The following is a 15010-nucleotide window of genomic DNA, read 5'->3' as shown; positions in this document are numbered from 1 at the left end:
CCCCCCCCCCCCCCCCCCCCCCCCCCCCCCCCCCCCCCCCCCCCCCCCCCCCCCCCCCCCCCCCCCCCCCCCCCCGCTTTGGAACTGACCCCGCTTTTTTTATTTGAGCAGGCGGGCGATGTCGAGCGCGAAGTAGGTCAGCACGCCATCGGCGCCGGCGCGCTTGAACGACAGCATCGCCTCCATCATCACCTTGTCGTGGTCCAGCCAGCCGTTTTGCGCGGCCGCCTTGATCATCGCGTATTCACCGCTGACCTGGTAGGCGAAGGTCGGCACCTTGAATTCGTCCTTCACGCGGCGCACGATGTCCAGGTAGGGCATGCCCGGCTTGACCATCACCATGTCGGCGCCCTCGGCCAGGTCCAGGCCCACCTCGCGCAACGCCTCGTCGCTGTTGGCCGGGTCCATCTGGTAGGTGTTCTTGTCGCCCTTGCCCAGGTTCTTGGCCGAGCCGACCGCGTCGCGGAACGGGCCGTAGAACGCCGATGCGTACTTGGCCGAGTACGCCATGATGCGGGTGTGGATGTGGCCGCCGGCTTCCAGCGCGGCGCGGATCGCGCCGATGCGCCCGTCCATCATGTCCGACGGCGCCACCACGTCGACGCCGGCCTCGGCCTGGCACAGCGCCTGGCGGATCAGCATGTCGGTGGTGAGGTCGTTGATGACGTAGCCGTTGTCGTCGATCAGGCCATCCTGGCCGTGGCTGGTGTACGGATCCAGCGCGACGTCGGTCAGGATGCCCAGGTCGGGGAAGGCCTGCTTCAGCGTGCGCACCGCGCGCGGTACCAGGCCGTCGGGATTGGTCGCCTCGATGCCGTCCGGCGTCTTCTTCATGGCGTCGATGACCGGGAACAGCGCCAGCACCGGGATGCCCAGCGCCACGCATTCCTCGGCCACCTTCAGCAGCAGGTCCACCGACACCCGCTCGACGCCGGGCATCGACAGCACCGGCTCGCGCTGGTGCGTGCCTTCGAGGATGAACACCGGGTAGATCAAGTCCGACGCGGTGACGTGGTGCTCGCGCATCAGCGCGCGCGAGAAGGGATCGCGGCGCATGCGGCGCATGCGGATGCCGGGAAATTGTGCGGAAACGTGCGGGTTGTGCATGCCTGGTCTTCCTTGCTAAAAGATTACTTGTCCTGGTCCGGCGCGGTGTCGGGCTCGTCGTCGTCTTCCATCTCGATCAGCTCGACCGCGGCGGCCGCCTCGTCGTCGGTGATGCCGGCCAGCTCCAGGATCTTGTCGTTGGCCTCGTCGATGCCGACGCGTTTGAGCGCCGAGAACAGCTGCACGGTGAACGGGAAGCCTTCGCCATCCTCGTCGACGTAGCTGTCCAGCTTGGCCTTGGCCTGGCGCAGCACGTTGACCGATTCGTTGCGGTTCAGTTTGTCAACCTTGGTCAGAATGCAATGGATCGGCTTGCCGGTCGGGGCGAACCATTCCAGCATCTGGATATCGAGTTCGGTGAACGGGCGGCGCGAGTCCATGATCAGGATCAGCGCGGCCAGCTGCTCGCGGCGCTGCACGTAGTCGCCCAGCAGGCGCTGCCAGTGCAGCTTGGCCGAGCCGGACACTTCCGCGTAGCCGTAGCCCGGCAAGTCGACCAGCAGGCATTCGATTTCCTCGACGATGGTCGGGTCCTTGCGGTGCTGCGCGACGTGCGCGCCGCCGATCGAGAAGTAGTTGATGTGCTGCGTGCGGCCAGGGGTCTTGGAGGCGAACGCCAGCCCTTTCTGGTTGCACAGGATGTTGATGGCGGTCGATTTGCCGGCGTTGGAGCGACCTGCAAAGGCGATTTCCGGCACCGTGGTGTCGGGCAGATCGCGCAATTGGTTAACGGTCGTAAAGAAGCGGGCTTGCCAGAGTTTGGACATGGGATGGGGAAAAATGCAACAAAAGGGAGCAAATATGCTGGAAAGCTATTGTACAATGAGTGGTTACGAAGTGTTGCCATCGCCTCCACCTCGATGCGTGCGGCAAAGTTTCGACAAACTTTTTTGAGGGTGCTTGAATGAATCGTGCGTTTTCACCGTTTGTAAAATCCCTGTTGGTAGCTCTGCTGGCCGTTGCGGGCACCGCATCCGCAGCCGAGGAAGCGAAACCGGCCCACGCCGAAGCAGCGGCGCCCAAGGTCGATGCGGCCAAGGGCGGCTCCCTGTTTGAAACCGGCGACAACGCACGCGGCCTGCCTGCCTGTGTATCCTGCCACGGCGCCGGCGGCAATTCGACGATCAGCGTCAATCCGAAACTGGCCGGCCAGCACGAAGGCTATATTTACAAGGAACTGGTGAACTTTACCACCGCCGACCGGAATCAACCGGTGATGACGACGTACGCGAAGATGCTGACGGACGAGGAAAAGCACAACATCTCGGCCTGGCTGGCCACCCAGGCGCAAAAGCCGGGTGCGGCGAAGAACAAGGACACGGTTGAACTGGGCAAGAAGATCTATCGCGGCGGCATCGCCGAGAAGAACGTGCCAGCCTGCGCCAGCTGCCACGGCGCGGCCGGTGCCGGCATCCCTGTGCAATATCCGCGCATCGGCGGCCAGCACCAGGATTACACGGTAGCCCAGCTGGGCCTGTTCAAGTCGGGCGGCCGCAAGAACAGCGCGCAGATGAGCACCATCGCCAAGCGCATGTCGGATGAAGAAATGAAAGCGGTGGCCGATTACGTCGCCGGCTTGAAGTAAGCCAGCTTCCCGCGCCACGGTGTTATGGTGCGGCTGATAGTGCATAGAGGGCGGCAGCGTAAGCGGGCTGCCCTTTTTGTTGGTATGCTGCCCGCAGCGTCCCCTTTTTGAGATAGTTCCAGTATGAGCAGCAGCCCCAGCACCACCGGCATCGAACTCAAGACCCGCCGTCCCATCGTCGGCGAAATCGTCGAACTGATATCCTCGATGCGCTTCGCCATCGCGCTGCTGGCGATGATCGCCATCGCCGCCATCATCGGCACCGTGATGAAGCAGAACGAGGCGACCAACAACTACATCAACCAGTTCGGGCCGTTCTGGTTCGAAGTGTTCAGCAAGATCGGCCTGTACGCGGTGTATTCGGCCTGGTGGTTCCTGCTGCTGATGACCGCGCTGGTGACATCGACCTCGCTGTGCATCCTGCGCAACGCGCCCAAGATGATGAAGGACATGCGCAGCTGGCGCGAGAACGTGCGCGAGAACTCGCTGCTGAACTTCCACCACAAGATGCAGTGGCGCTCGCCGCTGGCGCGCGCGGCGCTGGCGCAGCAGACGGCGGCCCGGCTGGCCGACGCCGGCTACAAGGTCAAGCTGGTCGACAAGGAACATGGCACGCTGGTGGCGGCCAAGCAGGGCGCGGCCAACAAGTTCGGCTACATCTTCGCGCACTCGGCCATCGTCATCATCTGCATTGGCGGCCTGCTTGATTCGGACATGCCGATCCGCCTGCAGGAGTGGTTCTTCGGCAAGGTGCCGTTCACCGGCAGCGGCCTGATCTCGGCGATCCCGGCCCAGCACCGCCTCGGCCTGGCCAATCCCACTTTCCGCGGCAACACGATGATCCCGGAAGGCTCGTCCAGCGACACGGCCACCATCGCCCGTCCCGATGGCGTGCTGATCCAGGACCTGCCGTTCACCATCAACCTGAAAAAATTCAACATCGACTTCTACAGCACCGGCATGCCCAAGCTGTTCGCCAGCGAGGTGGAGGTGCGCGACCACGCCACCGGCGAGGTGGTCAAGTCCGTCATCGAGGTCAACAAGCCCCTGCTGTACAAGGGCCTGGCGATCTACCAGTCCAGCTTTGAGGATGGCGGCAGCAAGCTCAAGTTGACCGGCTTCCCGATGCAGGGCACCCAGACCGCCAAGTTCGCCATCGCCGGCGAAGTGGGCGGCAGCACGCCGATGGGCGACGCCTACACGGTGGAATGGTCGGGCTTCCGTCCGTTCAACGTGGAAAACATCGGCGCGTCGCAGGATCCGCGCTCGGTCGCCAAGGGCCAGAGCCTGGCGGAGCAGCTCGACAAGCACACCGGCTCGGCCGGCAAGAACGCCCACAACAAGGATTTGAAAAACGTCGGTCCGAGCGTGCAGTACAAGCTGCGCGACAAGACCGGCCAGGCGCGCGAATACCAGAACTATATGCAGCCGGTGACCATCGACGGCGCCACCGTGTTCCTGGCAGGCATGCGCGCCAATCCGGCCGACCAGTTCAGCTTCCTGCGCATCCCGGCCGACGACGCCCACAGCGTCACCGAATGGATGCGCCTGCGCGCCGCGCTGGGCGACCCGGCCCTGCGCGCCGCCGCCGCCAAGCGCTATGCCGAGCGCGCCACGCCGCAGTCCGGCAACTCGGACGTGCTGCGCCAGCAGCTGCAGGCGTCGGCCGACAAGAGCCTGACCATCTTTGCCGGCAACGACAAGGCGGCCGGCTTTGTCGCCATCTCGCAGTTCCTGGAAAAGATACCCGCCGCCGAGCAGGAAAAGGCCGCCGACGTCTTCATGAAGATCTTGAACGGCAGCCTGTGGGACCTGTGGCAGGCCGCGCGCGAGAAGGACGGCCTGCCGCCGGCCAGCCCCGACGAAAACCATGCGCGCTTCCTGCAGCTGGCCACCAACGCGCTGTCGGACGTGTTCTTCTACGGCGCGCCGGTCTACCTGCAGCTGGACGACTTTACCGAAATCAAGGCCTCGGTGTTCCAGGTGACGCGTTCGCCGGGCAAGAACGTGGTCTATCTCGGCTGTGTATTCCTGGTGCTGGGTGTATTCTCGATGTTCTACATCCGCGAGCGCCGCCTGTGGGTCTGGATCAAGGACGGGGGCGACGGCTCCGAGGCGCTGATGGCCATGAGCACCCAGCGCAAGACGCTGGACTTCGAACGCGAGTTTGAGACTTTGAAAGAGAAGCTGCCGCAATCGGCGTAAGCCGTGGCAGCCAAGGAGATAAATGATGGAACTGACGCAATCGACCCAAACCTACACCCAGGCGCCCGGCTATTTCAAGCGCCTGACCGCGATCGACTGGGTGTTCGCGCTGGCGCTGCTGGCCGGCTCGCTGTTCGGCCTGAGCCGCTACGGCAGCTATATGGACATCTACGAGAAGGGCATCCTGCTGGCCGCCGCGCCGACCTTCGCCGCGCTGGGCTGGCACTGGAAGCCGGTGCGCTGGCTGATGCCGCTGGTGGCGCTGCTGTCGCTGTGGGCGATCTCGATGTACGCCGGCCAGCTGGACATGGGCACCAAGAAGTTCTGGCTGCGCATGATGCTGTCGAGCCAGTCCGCGATCCTGTGGATGAGCGTGATGTTCTGCCTGGCCACCCTGTTCTACTGGATAGGCCTGGCCACCCGCTCGGCCGCCGCCTCCAGCATCGGCTCCAAGCTGTGCTGGGCCGCCGTGGTGCTGGGCCTGACCGGCATGATGGTGCGCTGGTACGAGTCCTACCTGATCGGCGCCGACGTCGGCCACATCCCCGTGTCCAACCTGTATGAAGTGTTCATCCTGTTCTCGCTGATCACCGCGATGTTCTACCTGTATTTCGAGCAGCGCTACGCCACGCGCCAGCTGGGCTCGTTTGTCACCCTGGTCATCACCGCCGCGATCGGCTTCCTGTTCTGGTACACCACGTCGCGCGACGCGGCCGACATCCAGCCGCTGCTGCCCGCGCTGCAAAGCTGGTGGATGAAGATCCACGTGCCGGCCAACTTCATCGGCTATGGCAACTTCGCGCTGGCGGCCATGGTCTCGGCGGCCTACCTGCTGAAGACCTCGGGCTACCTGGTCGACCGCCTGCCGTCGGAAGAAGTGCTGGACGACGTCATGTACAAGGCCATCTCGGCCGGCTTCGCCTTCTTCACCATCGCCACCATCCTGGGCGCGCTGTGGGCGGCCGAGGCGTGGGGCGGCTACTGGTCGTGGGACCCGAAGGAAACCTGGGCGCTGATCGTCTGGCTCAACTACGCGGCCTGGCTGCACATGCGCCTGATGACCGGCCTGCGCGGCCGTCCGGCGGCCTGGTGGGCGCTGGTGGGCCTGCTGGTGACGACCTTCGCTTTCCTGGGCGTCAACATGTTCCTGTCCGGCCTGCACTCGTACGGAAAATTGTAATCGCAATGTAATCAACGACTTCCGGAGATTGGTGTAAGGTTTAGCCTGATGGGACGACCAAGTCCCAACCTTGCACAATCTTTGGAGTCAGCATGCTGATCAAGCGTAGCCCCAACGGCATCGAGTTGCCGTTTTCATCAGAAATCACGCCGCGCGAAGCGTATGAATCGCGCCGCAAGTTCATGAAACAGCTGGCCGTCGGCGGCCTCTCCGCCGGCGCGCTGCTGGAAATGGCCGGCCGCGAAGCCTTTGCCCAGGGCAGCAATCCCAAGCTGGCCGCCAGGCTCAATCCCGCCTATTCGGCGCTGGACAAGCAGACGCCCTACAAGGACGCCACCAGCTACAACAACTACTACGAGTTCGGCACCGACAAGAGCGAGCCGGCCATGTACGCGGGCAGCCTGAAGACCCGTCCGTGGACGGTGACCATCGAAGGCGAAGTCAAGAAGCCGATGACCTTGGACATCGACGCGCTGCTGAAGCTGGCGCCGCTGGAGGAGCGCGTCTACCGCCTGCGCTGCGTCGAAGGCTGGTCGATGGTCATCCCGTGGATAGGCTATTCGTTCTCCGAGATCATCAAGAAGGTCGAGCCGACCGGCAACGCCAAGTACGTCGAGTTCGTCACGCTGGCCGACAAGAAGCAGATGCCCGGCGTCGGCAGCCGCGTGCTGCAGTGGCCGTACACCGAAGGCTTGCGCATCGACGAGGCCAATCACCCGCTGGCGCTGCTGACCCTGGGCATGTATGGCGAGACCCTGGCCAACCAGAACGGCGCGCCGGTGCGCATGGTGCTGCCGTGGAAATACGGCTTCAAGTCGGCCAAGTCCATCGTCAAGATCCGTTTCGTGAAGGACCAGCCGCGCACCTCGTGGAACCTGTCGGCGCCGAGCGAGTACGGCTTCTATTCGAACGTCAATCCGGACGTCGACCACCCGCGCTGGTCGCAGGCGTCCGAGCGCCGCATCGGCGAGGACGGCTTCCTGGCCCGCAAGCGCAAGACGCTGATGTTCAACGGCTATGCCGACGTGGCGCCGCTGTATGCCGGCATGGACCTGAAGAAGTTCTTCTAAGCGATGGCGTTCAATCCTTCGGCGCGGCAGGCCGGCCTGATCAAGGCCGCCATCTTCCTGCTGGCGCTGGTGCCGCTGGCGCGCATGGTGTACCTGACGCTGACCGGGCAACTGGTCGAGCCGCTGGAATTCATCACCCGCGGCACCGGCGACTGGACCTTGTACTTCCTGTGCTTCACGCTGGCGGTGACGCCGCTGCGCCGGCTGCTCAAGTGGAACTGGCTGATCAAGCTGCGCCGCATGCTGGGGCTGTACATGTTCTTCTACGGCCTGCTGCACTTCATGACCTTCCTGTGGTTCGATCACTTCTTCGACCTGCAGGAGATGTGGAAGGATGTGCTGAAGCGGCCGTTCATCACGGTGGGCTTCACCGCCTTCGTGCTGCTGATACCGCTGGCGGCGACCAGCACCAACGCCATGGTCAAGCGGCTGGGCGGCAAGCGCTGGCAATGGCTGCACCGCCTGGTCTACGTGATCGCGCCGCTGGCCATCCTGCACTTCTGGTGGATGAAGGCGGGCAAGCACAACTTCACGCAGCCGATCATCTTCGGCGTGATCCTCGCTTCGCTGCTGCTGATGCGCGTCTATTGGGCGCGCAACAAGGCCGTCGCAAAATGACCTCCAGCGCATGAGATGTGGCGGCGGCGATCTTGGTGGTGTTAAACTTTCTACCTATGCCGTTCCTCTCCAAGCTGTCCCGTACAACCGAATCGTCCGCCAGGGCGCCGCGCCGTCAGGCGTTGCTGGCGTTGGCCGCGCTGGCGCTGCATGCCCGGGGCGTGCGCGCGGAGCCCGGCGTCATGGCCTACCGCTATTGGGATTGGGGCAAGACGCCCAAGCGCGACGACTACCAGGTCGCCGTGCTGACGCTGGCGCTGGAGAAGACCGTGTCATCGTTCGGCCCGTTTTCGGTGGTGCGGGTGCTGGATAGCCTGAGTACCTTCCGCGTACGGCGGGAAGTCCATGAAGGCAAGCACCTCAACGTCCACGTGGGCCCATGGCGAGACCTGGAGGCCGGTGATCCGCAGGAACGCAACTACCTGATCAACACACCCATCTTGGGCGGTTTGCTGGGCTATCGAAGGCTGATCGTACGCAGGGAAGACCTGGCGAAATTCAAGGCGATCGCCAACGAAGCGCAGCTCAAGAAGTTGATGGCGGGGCTGGGCCGCGGCTGGGTGGATGCCACGGTGCTGCGCCACAACGGCTATCAAGTGGAGGACAGCGGCAATCTGGCGACCTTGCTGGACATGCTGCTGACCAAGCGCTTCGATTACCTGCCGATCAGTGTGGTCGAGGCGAGTTCCCTGCTCGAGCGGCACGCGCAACTGGCGAGCGAACTGGCCTTGGTGCCGGATCTGGTGCTGTACTACCCGCTGCCCGCCATGTTCTACGTCAGCGCCAGCGAGCCCAGGCTGGCACAACGGCTGGAAGCGGGAATGGCGGCGATCAAGCGGGATGGATCGCTGGATGAGTTGACCGCGCGCCACTTCCAGAAGGAAATCCAGCAGTTGAAAACCAGTTCCAACCGCTGTTTCATCCTGACCAATCCGCTGTTGTCGAAAATCTACGCGCCGCCGCCGCGCTTTATTTGATCAGCGATTCCAGCGCGTACAGGTCGGCCGGATTCTCGCGCTGGCGCACCACGTGGCAGACGTCGCCGTCGACGATGATCTCGGCCGCGCGGCCGCGCGTGTTGTAGTTCGACGCCATCGTCATGCCATAGGCGCCTGCGCTGTGCATCACCAGCAGGTCGCCGGCTTCCACCGCCAGTTCGCGGTCGCGCGCCAGCCAGTCGCCCGATTCGCAGATCGGTCCCACCACGTCATAGGTCAGCGCGCCGGACTTGCCCTGCACCACGGGCTGCATGTCCATCCACGCCTGGTACAGGGCCGGACGCGCCATGTCGTTCATCGCCGCATCGACCACGCAGAAATTCTTTTCCTCGCCGTGCTTGATGAACTCCACCTTGGTCAGCAGCACGCCGGTGTCGCCGACGATGGAGCGGCCCGGCTCGAAGATCACCTTGATCGGCTTGCCGCCGTGACGTTCGCCGCGCCAGGCGTCGATCCGCGCGAACAGGCGGCCCAGGTAGTCGCCCACCGGCACCGGCGCGGCTTCCCCCGCTTCGCCGTAGTTGATGCCGATGCCGCCGCCGATGTCCAGGTGGTGCAACACGATGCCTTCCGAGCCCAGTTTGTCGATCAGCTCGATCAGGCGGTCCAGCGCCTCCAGCAGCGGCGCGTCGTCCAGCAGCTGCGAGCCGATGTGGCAGTCGATGCCGGCCACTTCCAGGTGCGGCAGCTTGGCGGCGGTGCGGTAGGTGTCGAGCGCGTCGTCGAAGGCCACGCCGAATTTGTTGGCCTTCAGGCCGGTGGCGATGTACGGGTGGGTCTTGGCGTCCACGTTCGGGTTGACGCGCAGCGATACGCGCGCGGTCTTGCCCATGGAACCGGCCACTTCATTCAAGCGGTGCAGCTCGGGGATCGATTCGACGTTGAAGCACAGGATGTCGTGCGACAGCGCCAGGCGCATTTCGTCGACGCTCTTGCCGACGCCGGAGAAGATCACCTTGCGCGGATCGCCGCCGGCCGCCAGCACGCGCAGCAGCTCGCCGCCGGAGACGATGTCGAAACCCGCGCCCTGGCGCGCCAGCAGGTCGAGGATGGCCAGGTTGGAATTGGCCTTCATCGCATAGCAGACCAGCGCGTCGCGGCCGGCGCAGGCGTCGGCGTAGGAGGCGAAATTGGCCAGCAGCGCGGCCTTGGAGTACACATAGGTCGGCGTGCCGAACTGCTCGGCGATGGCGCTCAGCGACGCGCCCTCGGCGTGCAGCACGCCGTTTTGATAAGAAAATTGCGACATAAGGAAAATTATTGTTGTGGTGCTGGGGGAGTGGACGGTGCCGGGGCAGCTTCGGTGCTCTTGGCAGGCTTGGCCGGAGGAATCTTGGGCAGATACAGCGGGCCGGGTTGGCCGCAGGCGCTCAGCAAGACGGTCAGGCACAGGGTCGCTGTGCCGATAAATAAACGGAAAGAGGACTTCACGATAAAATCATGGATTAAGTGTAGATATTGGAGTGTAGCATGGGCGAATCAGAATTCCTGGCGCAGGCCGAGGCCACCCTCAGCGCCATCGAGGCCAAACTGGACGATTTGAACGACGAGGACATGCTCGACGTCGAGTGCAGCCGCAGCGGCAATGTGCTGGAAATCGAGTTTATCGACAACGGTTCCAAGATCATCGTCAACAGCCAGGCCGCGATGCAGGAGCTGTGGGTGGCGTCCCGCTCGGGCGGCTACCACTACAAGCAGAAGGACGGCAAGTGGCTCAACACCCGCGACGGCAGCGAATTGTTCGCCGCGCTGTCGGAGATGGTCAGCACGCAGGGCGGCAGCCCGGTGGTGCTGGCTCCCTGATTCCCTGATGTGGCCTAGAACAACTCGTTCTTGACGGCGTCCTTGGCTTTTTCCTCCGCCGGCGTGCCATGGGTGGCGCCGTCGATATTGTGGACGCCGGTGCCCGGCGGGTTCTCCGCGTAGTAGTACTCGTCGCCCACCAGCATCACGCCGTCCGGCACCGCCCGCTCCTCGATCGGGATATTCTTCAGCGCCTTTTGCATGTAGCCGATCCAGATCGGCAGCGCCAGGCCGCCGCCGGTTTCCTTGTTGCCCAGGTTCTTGGGCTGGTCGTAGCCTATCCACGCGATCCCCACCAGATGCGGCTGGTAGCCGGCGAACCAGGCGTCGATCGAGTCGTTGGTGGTGCCGGTCTTGCCCGACAGGTCGGGACGCTTGAGCACCAGCGCCTTGGTCGCCGTGCCGAAGCGCACCACGTCCTTCAGCATGCTGTCCATCAGGAAGGCGTTGCGCTCGTCGATGACGCGGTTCTTCTCGTCGCCGGCCTTGTCCGGATTGGCCTGCGACAGGATCTTGCCGTCGGCGTCGGTCACCTTGGAGATCAGGTAAGGACTGACTTTGTAGCCGCCGTTGGCGAACACCGAGTAGGCGCCGGCCATCTGCAGCGGCGTCACGTTGCCCGCGCCCAGCGCCAGGGTCAGGTAGGGCGGGTTCTTGTCGGCGTCGAAACCGAAGCGGGTGGTGTATTCCTGGCCGTACTTGGCGCCGATCTTGTGCAGGATGCGGATCGAGATCATGTTCTTGGACTTGGTCAGGCCCTTGCGCATGGTCATCGGACCTTCGTACTTGCCGTCGTAGTTCTTCGGCTCCCACGCCTGGCCGCCGGTCTGGCCGGCGTCGAACGAGATCGGCGCGTCGTTGATGATGGTGGCCGGCGACAGGCCGCGCTCCAGCGAGGCCGAGTAGATGAAGGGCTTGAACGACGAGCCCGGCTGGCGCCAGGCCTGGGTCACGTGGTTGAACTTGCTGCGGTTGTAGTCGAAGCCGCCGACCATGGCCTTGATCGCGCCGTCGTGCGTGTCGGCCGCAACGAAGGCCGATTCGATTTCCGGCAATTGCGTCACCAGCCAGTCCTTGCCCTCCTGCATGACGCGGATCACCGCGCCGCGGCGGATGCGCTTGTTCGGCGCGGCCTTGTCGGACAGCCACGAGCGGCCCATCTCCAGCCCCGGGCCGGCGATCTTGATTTCCTCGCCGGTGGCGGTGACGGCGGTGATCAGCTGCGGCGTGGCCGACAGCACCATGGCGGCGATGATGTCGTCGCTGTCCGGATGGTCGGCCAGCTCGGTCTCGATGGCGTCGTCAGCCTCTTCCTTGTTCTGCGGAATGTCGATATACGCTTCCGGGCCGCGGTAGGCGTGGCGCTTCTCGTAGTCCATCACGCCCTTGCGCAGCGCCAGGTAGGCGGCGTCCTGGTCGGCCTTGGTGATCGTCGTGAACACGTTCAGGCCGCGCGTGTAGGTGTCTTCCTTGAATTGCTCGTAGACCAGCTGGCGCGCCATCTCGGCCACGTACTCGGCGTGCACGCCGAACTCGCTGCTGTCGGTCTTGACCTTGAGCTGCTCGGCCTTGGCCGCCTCGTACTGCTTGTCGGTGATGTAGCCGAGGTCGTGCATGCGCTGCAGGATGTATTGCTGGCGGGTGCGCGCGCGCTTGGGGTTGACCACCGGGTTGTAGGCCGACGGCGCCTTCGGCAGGCCGGCCAGCATGGCAGCCTCGGCCACGCTAATGTCTTTCAGATTCTTGCCGAAATAGATCTGTGCTGCCGACGAGAAGCCGTAGGCGCGCTGGCCCAGGTAGATCTGGTTCATATAGACCTCGAGGATCTGGTCCTTGGACAGGTTCTTCTCGATCTTCCACGCCAGCAGCACCTCGTAGGCCTTGCGCTTGAGCGTCTGCTCGCTCGACAGGAAGAAGTTGCGGGCCACCTGCTGGGTGATGGTCGAGGCCCCCTGCTTGGCGCCGCCGGTGGCGTTGTGCACGGCCGCGCGCAGGATGCCGGTGTAGTCGACGCCGCCGTGCTCGTAGAAGCGGTCGTCCTCGATCGCCAGCACGGCCTTTTTCATCACGTCGGGGATGTCCTTGATGCGCACCAGGTTGCGCCGCTCCTCGCCGAATTCGCCGATGAGGACGTTATCGGCCGAGAAGATACGCAGCGGCATCTTGGGCCGGTAGTCGGTCAGCGTGTCGAGTTCGGGCAGGTTGGGGTAGGCCATCGCCAGGCCGAACACCACCAGCAGCAGCGCCACCAGTCCGAGGCCGACCACGGACAGGCCGGCCAGCAGGAAGAAACGCGACGGTGCTTTGCTGTTGCCGGCGCTCTGGGGCGGGTTCGATGGTGGAGGTGCCGAATTGGAAGTGGCCATGCGATCTTTCTGTTGATCTAGCTGTTATGTATGCGACGCATTATAAGCGAGCGGTCACCCCCACGGCGCGCGCTGCCGGATGACAGGAATATTTCCCCGTGAGTAACAAAACAACTGAGTTGCTTTAGGCCTAACAGCAGCGCAATAAAGTGTGGCGAAACCCTCACACCACGGCAATTGTGCACAATAGAAATACCTTTACACTTATATAGGCACGATTTAATGTACGGTCTTATATAAGCAGTCTAAACGCTGGTTTTCAAACGAGTTCCTATATGCAAACAGTTCCAAGCGTCATCCGGCGGCACTGCGGTGCTGGCGTCAGCCATGGCGCCGGGGGGCTCGTATGATCGATATCCAGACGCTGCTGGGACAGGGCAATCCGCCGCTGGTCGGGATCGACATCAGCACGTCCAGCGTGCGGCTGGTGGAATTGACGCAGAGCAAGGGCGACATCCGCCTCGAGCGCTACGCCTCCGAGCCGCTGCCGCGCGGCGCCGTGGTCGACGGCAATATCGAGAACATGGACCAGGTGGTCGAGGCGGTGCGCCGGGTGTGGAAGAAAAGCGGCACCCGCGCCAAGCACGCCGCGCTGGGCATGCCGCCCGCTTCCGTGATCACCAAGAAAATCATCCTGCCGGCCGGCATGTCGGAAGACCAGCTGGAAGTGCAGGTCGAATCCGAGGCCAGCCAGTACATCCCGTTCGCGCTCGACGAGGTCAGCCTGGACTTCGACGTCATCGGCCCGGCCGCCAATTCGCCGGAAGACATCGAGGTCATGCTGGCCGCCTCGCGCCGCGAAAAAGTCGAGGACCGCGTCGCCATCGCCGAAGCGTCCGGCCTGAAGGCCACCGTGATGGACATCGAATCCTACGCCGCCCGCGCCGCGCTCGACCGCGTCACCGCCCAGTTGCCCGAGGCGGGCGCCGGCCAGGTGGTGGCGCTGTTCCAGGTCGGCGCCCAGGTCACCCATATTTCCGTCATGCTGGACGGCGTCACCGTCTACGAGCGCGAGCAGCCGTTCGGCGGCAACGCGCTGACCCAGGACATCGTCCGCTCCTACGGCATGGCCTTCGACGAGGCCGAGTCGCGCAAGAAGTCCGGCGACCTGCCCGACAACTACGCCGCCGACCTGCTGGCGCCGTTCCTGGAAAGCGCCGCGCTGGAAGTCACGCGCGCGATCCAGTTCTTCTACACGTCCACGCCGTACACCAAGGTCGACCAGCTGTTCCTGGCCGGCGGCTGCGCGCTGCTGCCCGGCCTGCTGGAACTGGTGGCCAGCCGCACCAAGATCTCCAGCGCCGTCATCTCGCCGTTCAAGGGCATGCAGCTGGCGCCCTCGGTGCGCGAATCGCAGCTGCGCAGCGACGCGCCGGCTTACCTGGTCGCCTGCGGCCTGGCCTTGCGGAGGTTCGGCTGATGATCAGAATTAACCTGCTGCCGCACCGCGAGGAAAAGCGCAAGCAAAAGAAGGCCGCCTTCTTCGCGCTGCTGGCGCTGGGCGCCATCGTCGGCGTCGGCGTGGTGCTGCTGGTCGGCGGCTACAACGCCCGCGCGATCTCGATCCAGAATGAACGCAACCAGGTCATCAAGACCGCCATCAGCGGGCTCGACACGAAGATCGCCGAGATCGCCACGCTGAAGCAGGAAATCGAAGCGCTGAAGGCGCGCCAGCAGGCGGTGGAAGACTTGCAGGGCGACCGCAACCAGCCGGTCTACCTGATGGATGAGCTGGTCAAGCAGACCCCGCCCGGCGTCTACCTGAAAGGTTTCAAGCAGGAGGGCCAGAAGGTGTCGCTGCTCGGCTATGCGCAGTCGCAGGAGCGGGTGTCCGAATTCCTGCGCAACCTGGCCGGCGTGTCGCCATGGCTGGAGCGGCCGGACCTGATCGAAGTGCACTCAACCGGCCTCGGCCAGGGCAAGACCGCCAAGAAGGTGGTCGAGTTCAGCATGGCGGTCAACATCAAGCGTCCGCGCGACAAGGACCTTCCCGCCGATGGCGCCAAGGGCAAACCGCCCGCCGCGCCGGGGGCTGGCGTCCACACGGCAACCGGCCTGCCGCCGGCCAAGAGCTAGGA

The 15010-nt window shown here is 64.1% G+C and carries 14 protein-coding genes; 9 read left to right on the top strand and 5 right to left on the bottom strand.

Going from position 1 to position 15010, the window contains the following annotated elements:
• Positions 1–99: 99 nt before the first annotated feature.
• Complete coding sequence (gene hemB, locus ACCD07_RS24900; RefSeq protein WP_413448892.1) at positions 100–1107, bottom strand: porphobilinogen synthase; 1008 nt, start codon at positions 1105–1107, stop codon at positions 100–102.
• A gap of 23 nt (positions 1108–1130) precedes the next feature.
• On the bottom strand, positions 1131–1874 hold the full coding sequence (gene yihA, locus ACCD07_RS24895) for a ribosome biogenesis GTP-binding protein YihA/YsxC (protein WP_176655269.1): 744 nt from the start codon (positions 1872–1874) through the stop codon (positions 1131–1133).
• A gap of 137 nt (positions 1875–2011) precedes the next feature.
• Between yihA and ACCD07_RS24890 the strand changes: the two genes are divergently transcribed.
• The 6 genes from ACCD07_RS24890 (at position 2012) to ACCD07_RS24865 (ending at position 8742) form a co-directional block, all read left to right on the top strand.
• A complete protein-coding gene (locus ACCD07_RS24890; protein ID WP_176655270.1) occupies positions 2012–2692 on the top strand; it encodes a c-type cytochrome in 681 nt (226 codons plus the stop codon).
• Positions 2693–2815: 123 nt separating this feature from the next.
• Entirely contained in the window at positions 2816–4897 is a 2082-nt protein-coding gene (locus ACCD07_RS24885; protein ID WP_413448891.1) for a cytochrome c biogenesis protein ResB, read from the top strand.
• 25 nt (positions 4898–4922) lie between these two features.
• On the top strand, positions 4923–6077 hold the full coding sequence (gene ccsB, locus ACCD07_RS24880; RefSeq protein ID WP_413448895.1) for a c-type cytochrome biogenesis protein CcsB: 1155 nt from the start codon (positions 4923–4925) through the stop codon (positions 6075–6077).
• A gap of 92 nt (positions 6078–6169) precedes the next feature.
• The gene (gene msrP, locus ACCD07_RS24875) at positions 6170–7147 is read left to right on the top strand and encodes a protein-methionine-sulfoxide reductase catalytic subunit MsrP (RefSeq protein ID WP_176655272.1); all 978 of its coding nucleotides are present in this window, start codon (positions 6170–6172) and stop codon (positions 7145–7147) included.
• A 3-nt stretch (positions 7148–7150) separates the two neighbouring features.
• A complete protein-coding gene (locus ACCD07_RS24870; RefSeq protein WP_176655273.1) occupies positions 7151–7765 on the top strand; it encodes a sulfite oxidase heme-binding subunit YedZ in 615 nt (204 codons plus the stop codon).
• A gap of 56 nt (positions 7766–7821) precedes the next feature.
• Complete coding sequence (locus ACCD07_RS24865) at positions 7822–8742, top strand: transporter substrate-binding domain-containing protein (RefSeq protein ID WP_176655274.1); 921 nt, start codon at positions 7822–7824, stop codon at positions 8740–8742.
• Here ACCD07_RS24865 and lysA read toward each other — a convergent pair.
• Together lysA and lptM are read right to left on the bottom strand one after the other, a co-directional pair.
• Positions 8735–10012: a diaminopimelate decarboxylase gene (gene lysA, locus ACCD07_RS24860; RefSeq protein WP_353405291.1), complete on the bottom strand. Its 1278-nt coding sequence runs from the start codon at positions 10010–10012 to the stop codon at positions 8735–8737. The genes ACCD07_RS24865 and lysA overlap by 8 nt on opposite strands.
• Before the next feature lie 8 nt (positions 10013–10020).
• The gene (gene lptM / locus ACCD07_RS24855; RefSeq protein ID WP_176655276.1) at positions 10021–10194 is read right to left on the bottom strand and encodes an LPS translocon maturation chaperone LptM; all 174 of its coding nucleotides are present in this window, start codon (positions 10192–10194) and stop codon (positions 10021–10023) included.
• Positions 10195–10233: 39 nt separating this feature from the next.
• On the opposite strand from lptM, the gene cyaY reads away from it, so the two are divergent.
• Positions 10234–10566: an iron donor protein CyaY gene (cyaY, locus tag ACCD07_RS24850; protein ID WP_176655277.1), complete on the top strand. Its 333-nt coding sequence runs from the start codon at positions 10234–10236 to the stop codon at positions 10564–10566.
• A gap of 14 nt (positions 10567–10580) precedes the next feature.
• Here cyaY and ACCD07_RS24845 read toward each other — a convergent pair whose 3' ends face one another.
• Positions 10581–12932 carry a penicillin-binding protein 1A gene (locus ACCD07_RS24845; RefSeq protein ID WP_176655278.1) on the bottom strand — a complete coding sequence of 784 codons (2352 nt, stop codon included), beginning with the start codon at positions 12930–12932 and terminating at the stop codon, positions 10581–10583.
• Between the two features lie 346 nt (positions 12933–13278).
• Here ACCD07_RS24845 and ACCD07_RS24840 point away from each other — a divergent pair, with 346 nt between their 5' ends.
• On the top strand, positions 13279–14352 hold the full coding sequence (locus ACCD07_RS24840) for a pilus assembly protein PilM (RefSeq protein WP_176655279.1): 1074 nt from the start codon (positions 13279–13281) through the stop codon (positions 14350–14352).
• On the top strand, positions 14352–15008 hold the full coding sequence (locus tag ACCD07_RS24835; protein ID WP_176655280.1) for a PilN domain-containing protein: 657 nt from the start codon (positions 14352–14354) through the stop codon (positions 15006–15008). The genes ACCD07_RS24840 and ACCD07_RS24835 overlap by 1 nt, the downstream gene beginning before the upstream one ends.
• Positions 15009–15010 lie beyond the last annotated feature (2 nt).

Origin of the sequence: Duganella sp. Dugasp56 (genome assembly GCF_047304105.1) — a bacterium.
Classification (GTDB): Bacteria; Pseudomonadota; Gammaproteobacteria; order Burkholderiales; family Burkholderiaceae_D; genus Rugamonas; species Rugamonas hordei.
The sequence above is the reverse complement of the archived record's forward strand: the minus strand, read 5'-3'. Positions and strand labels throughout refer to the sequence as shown.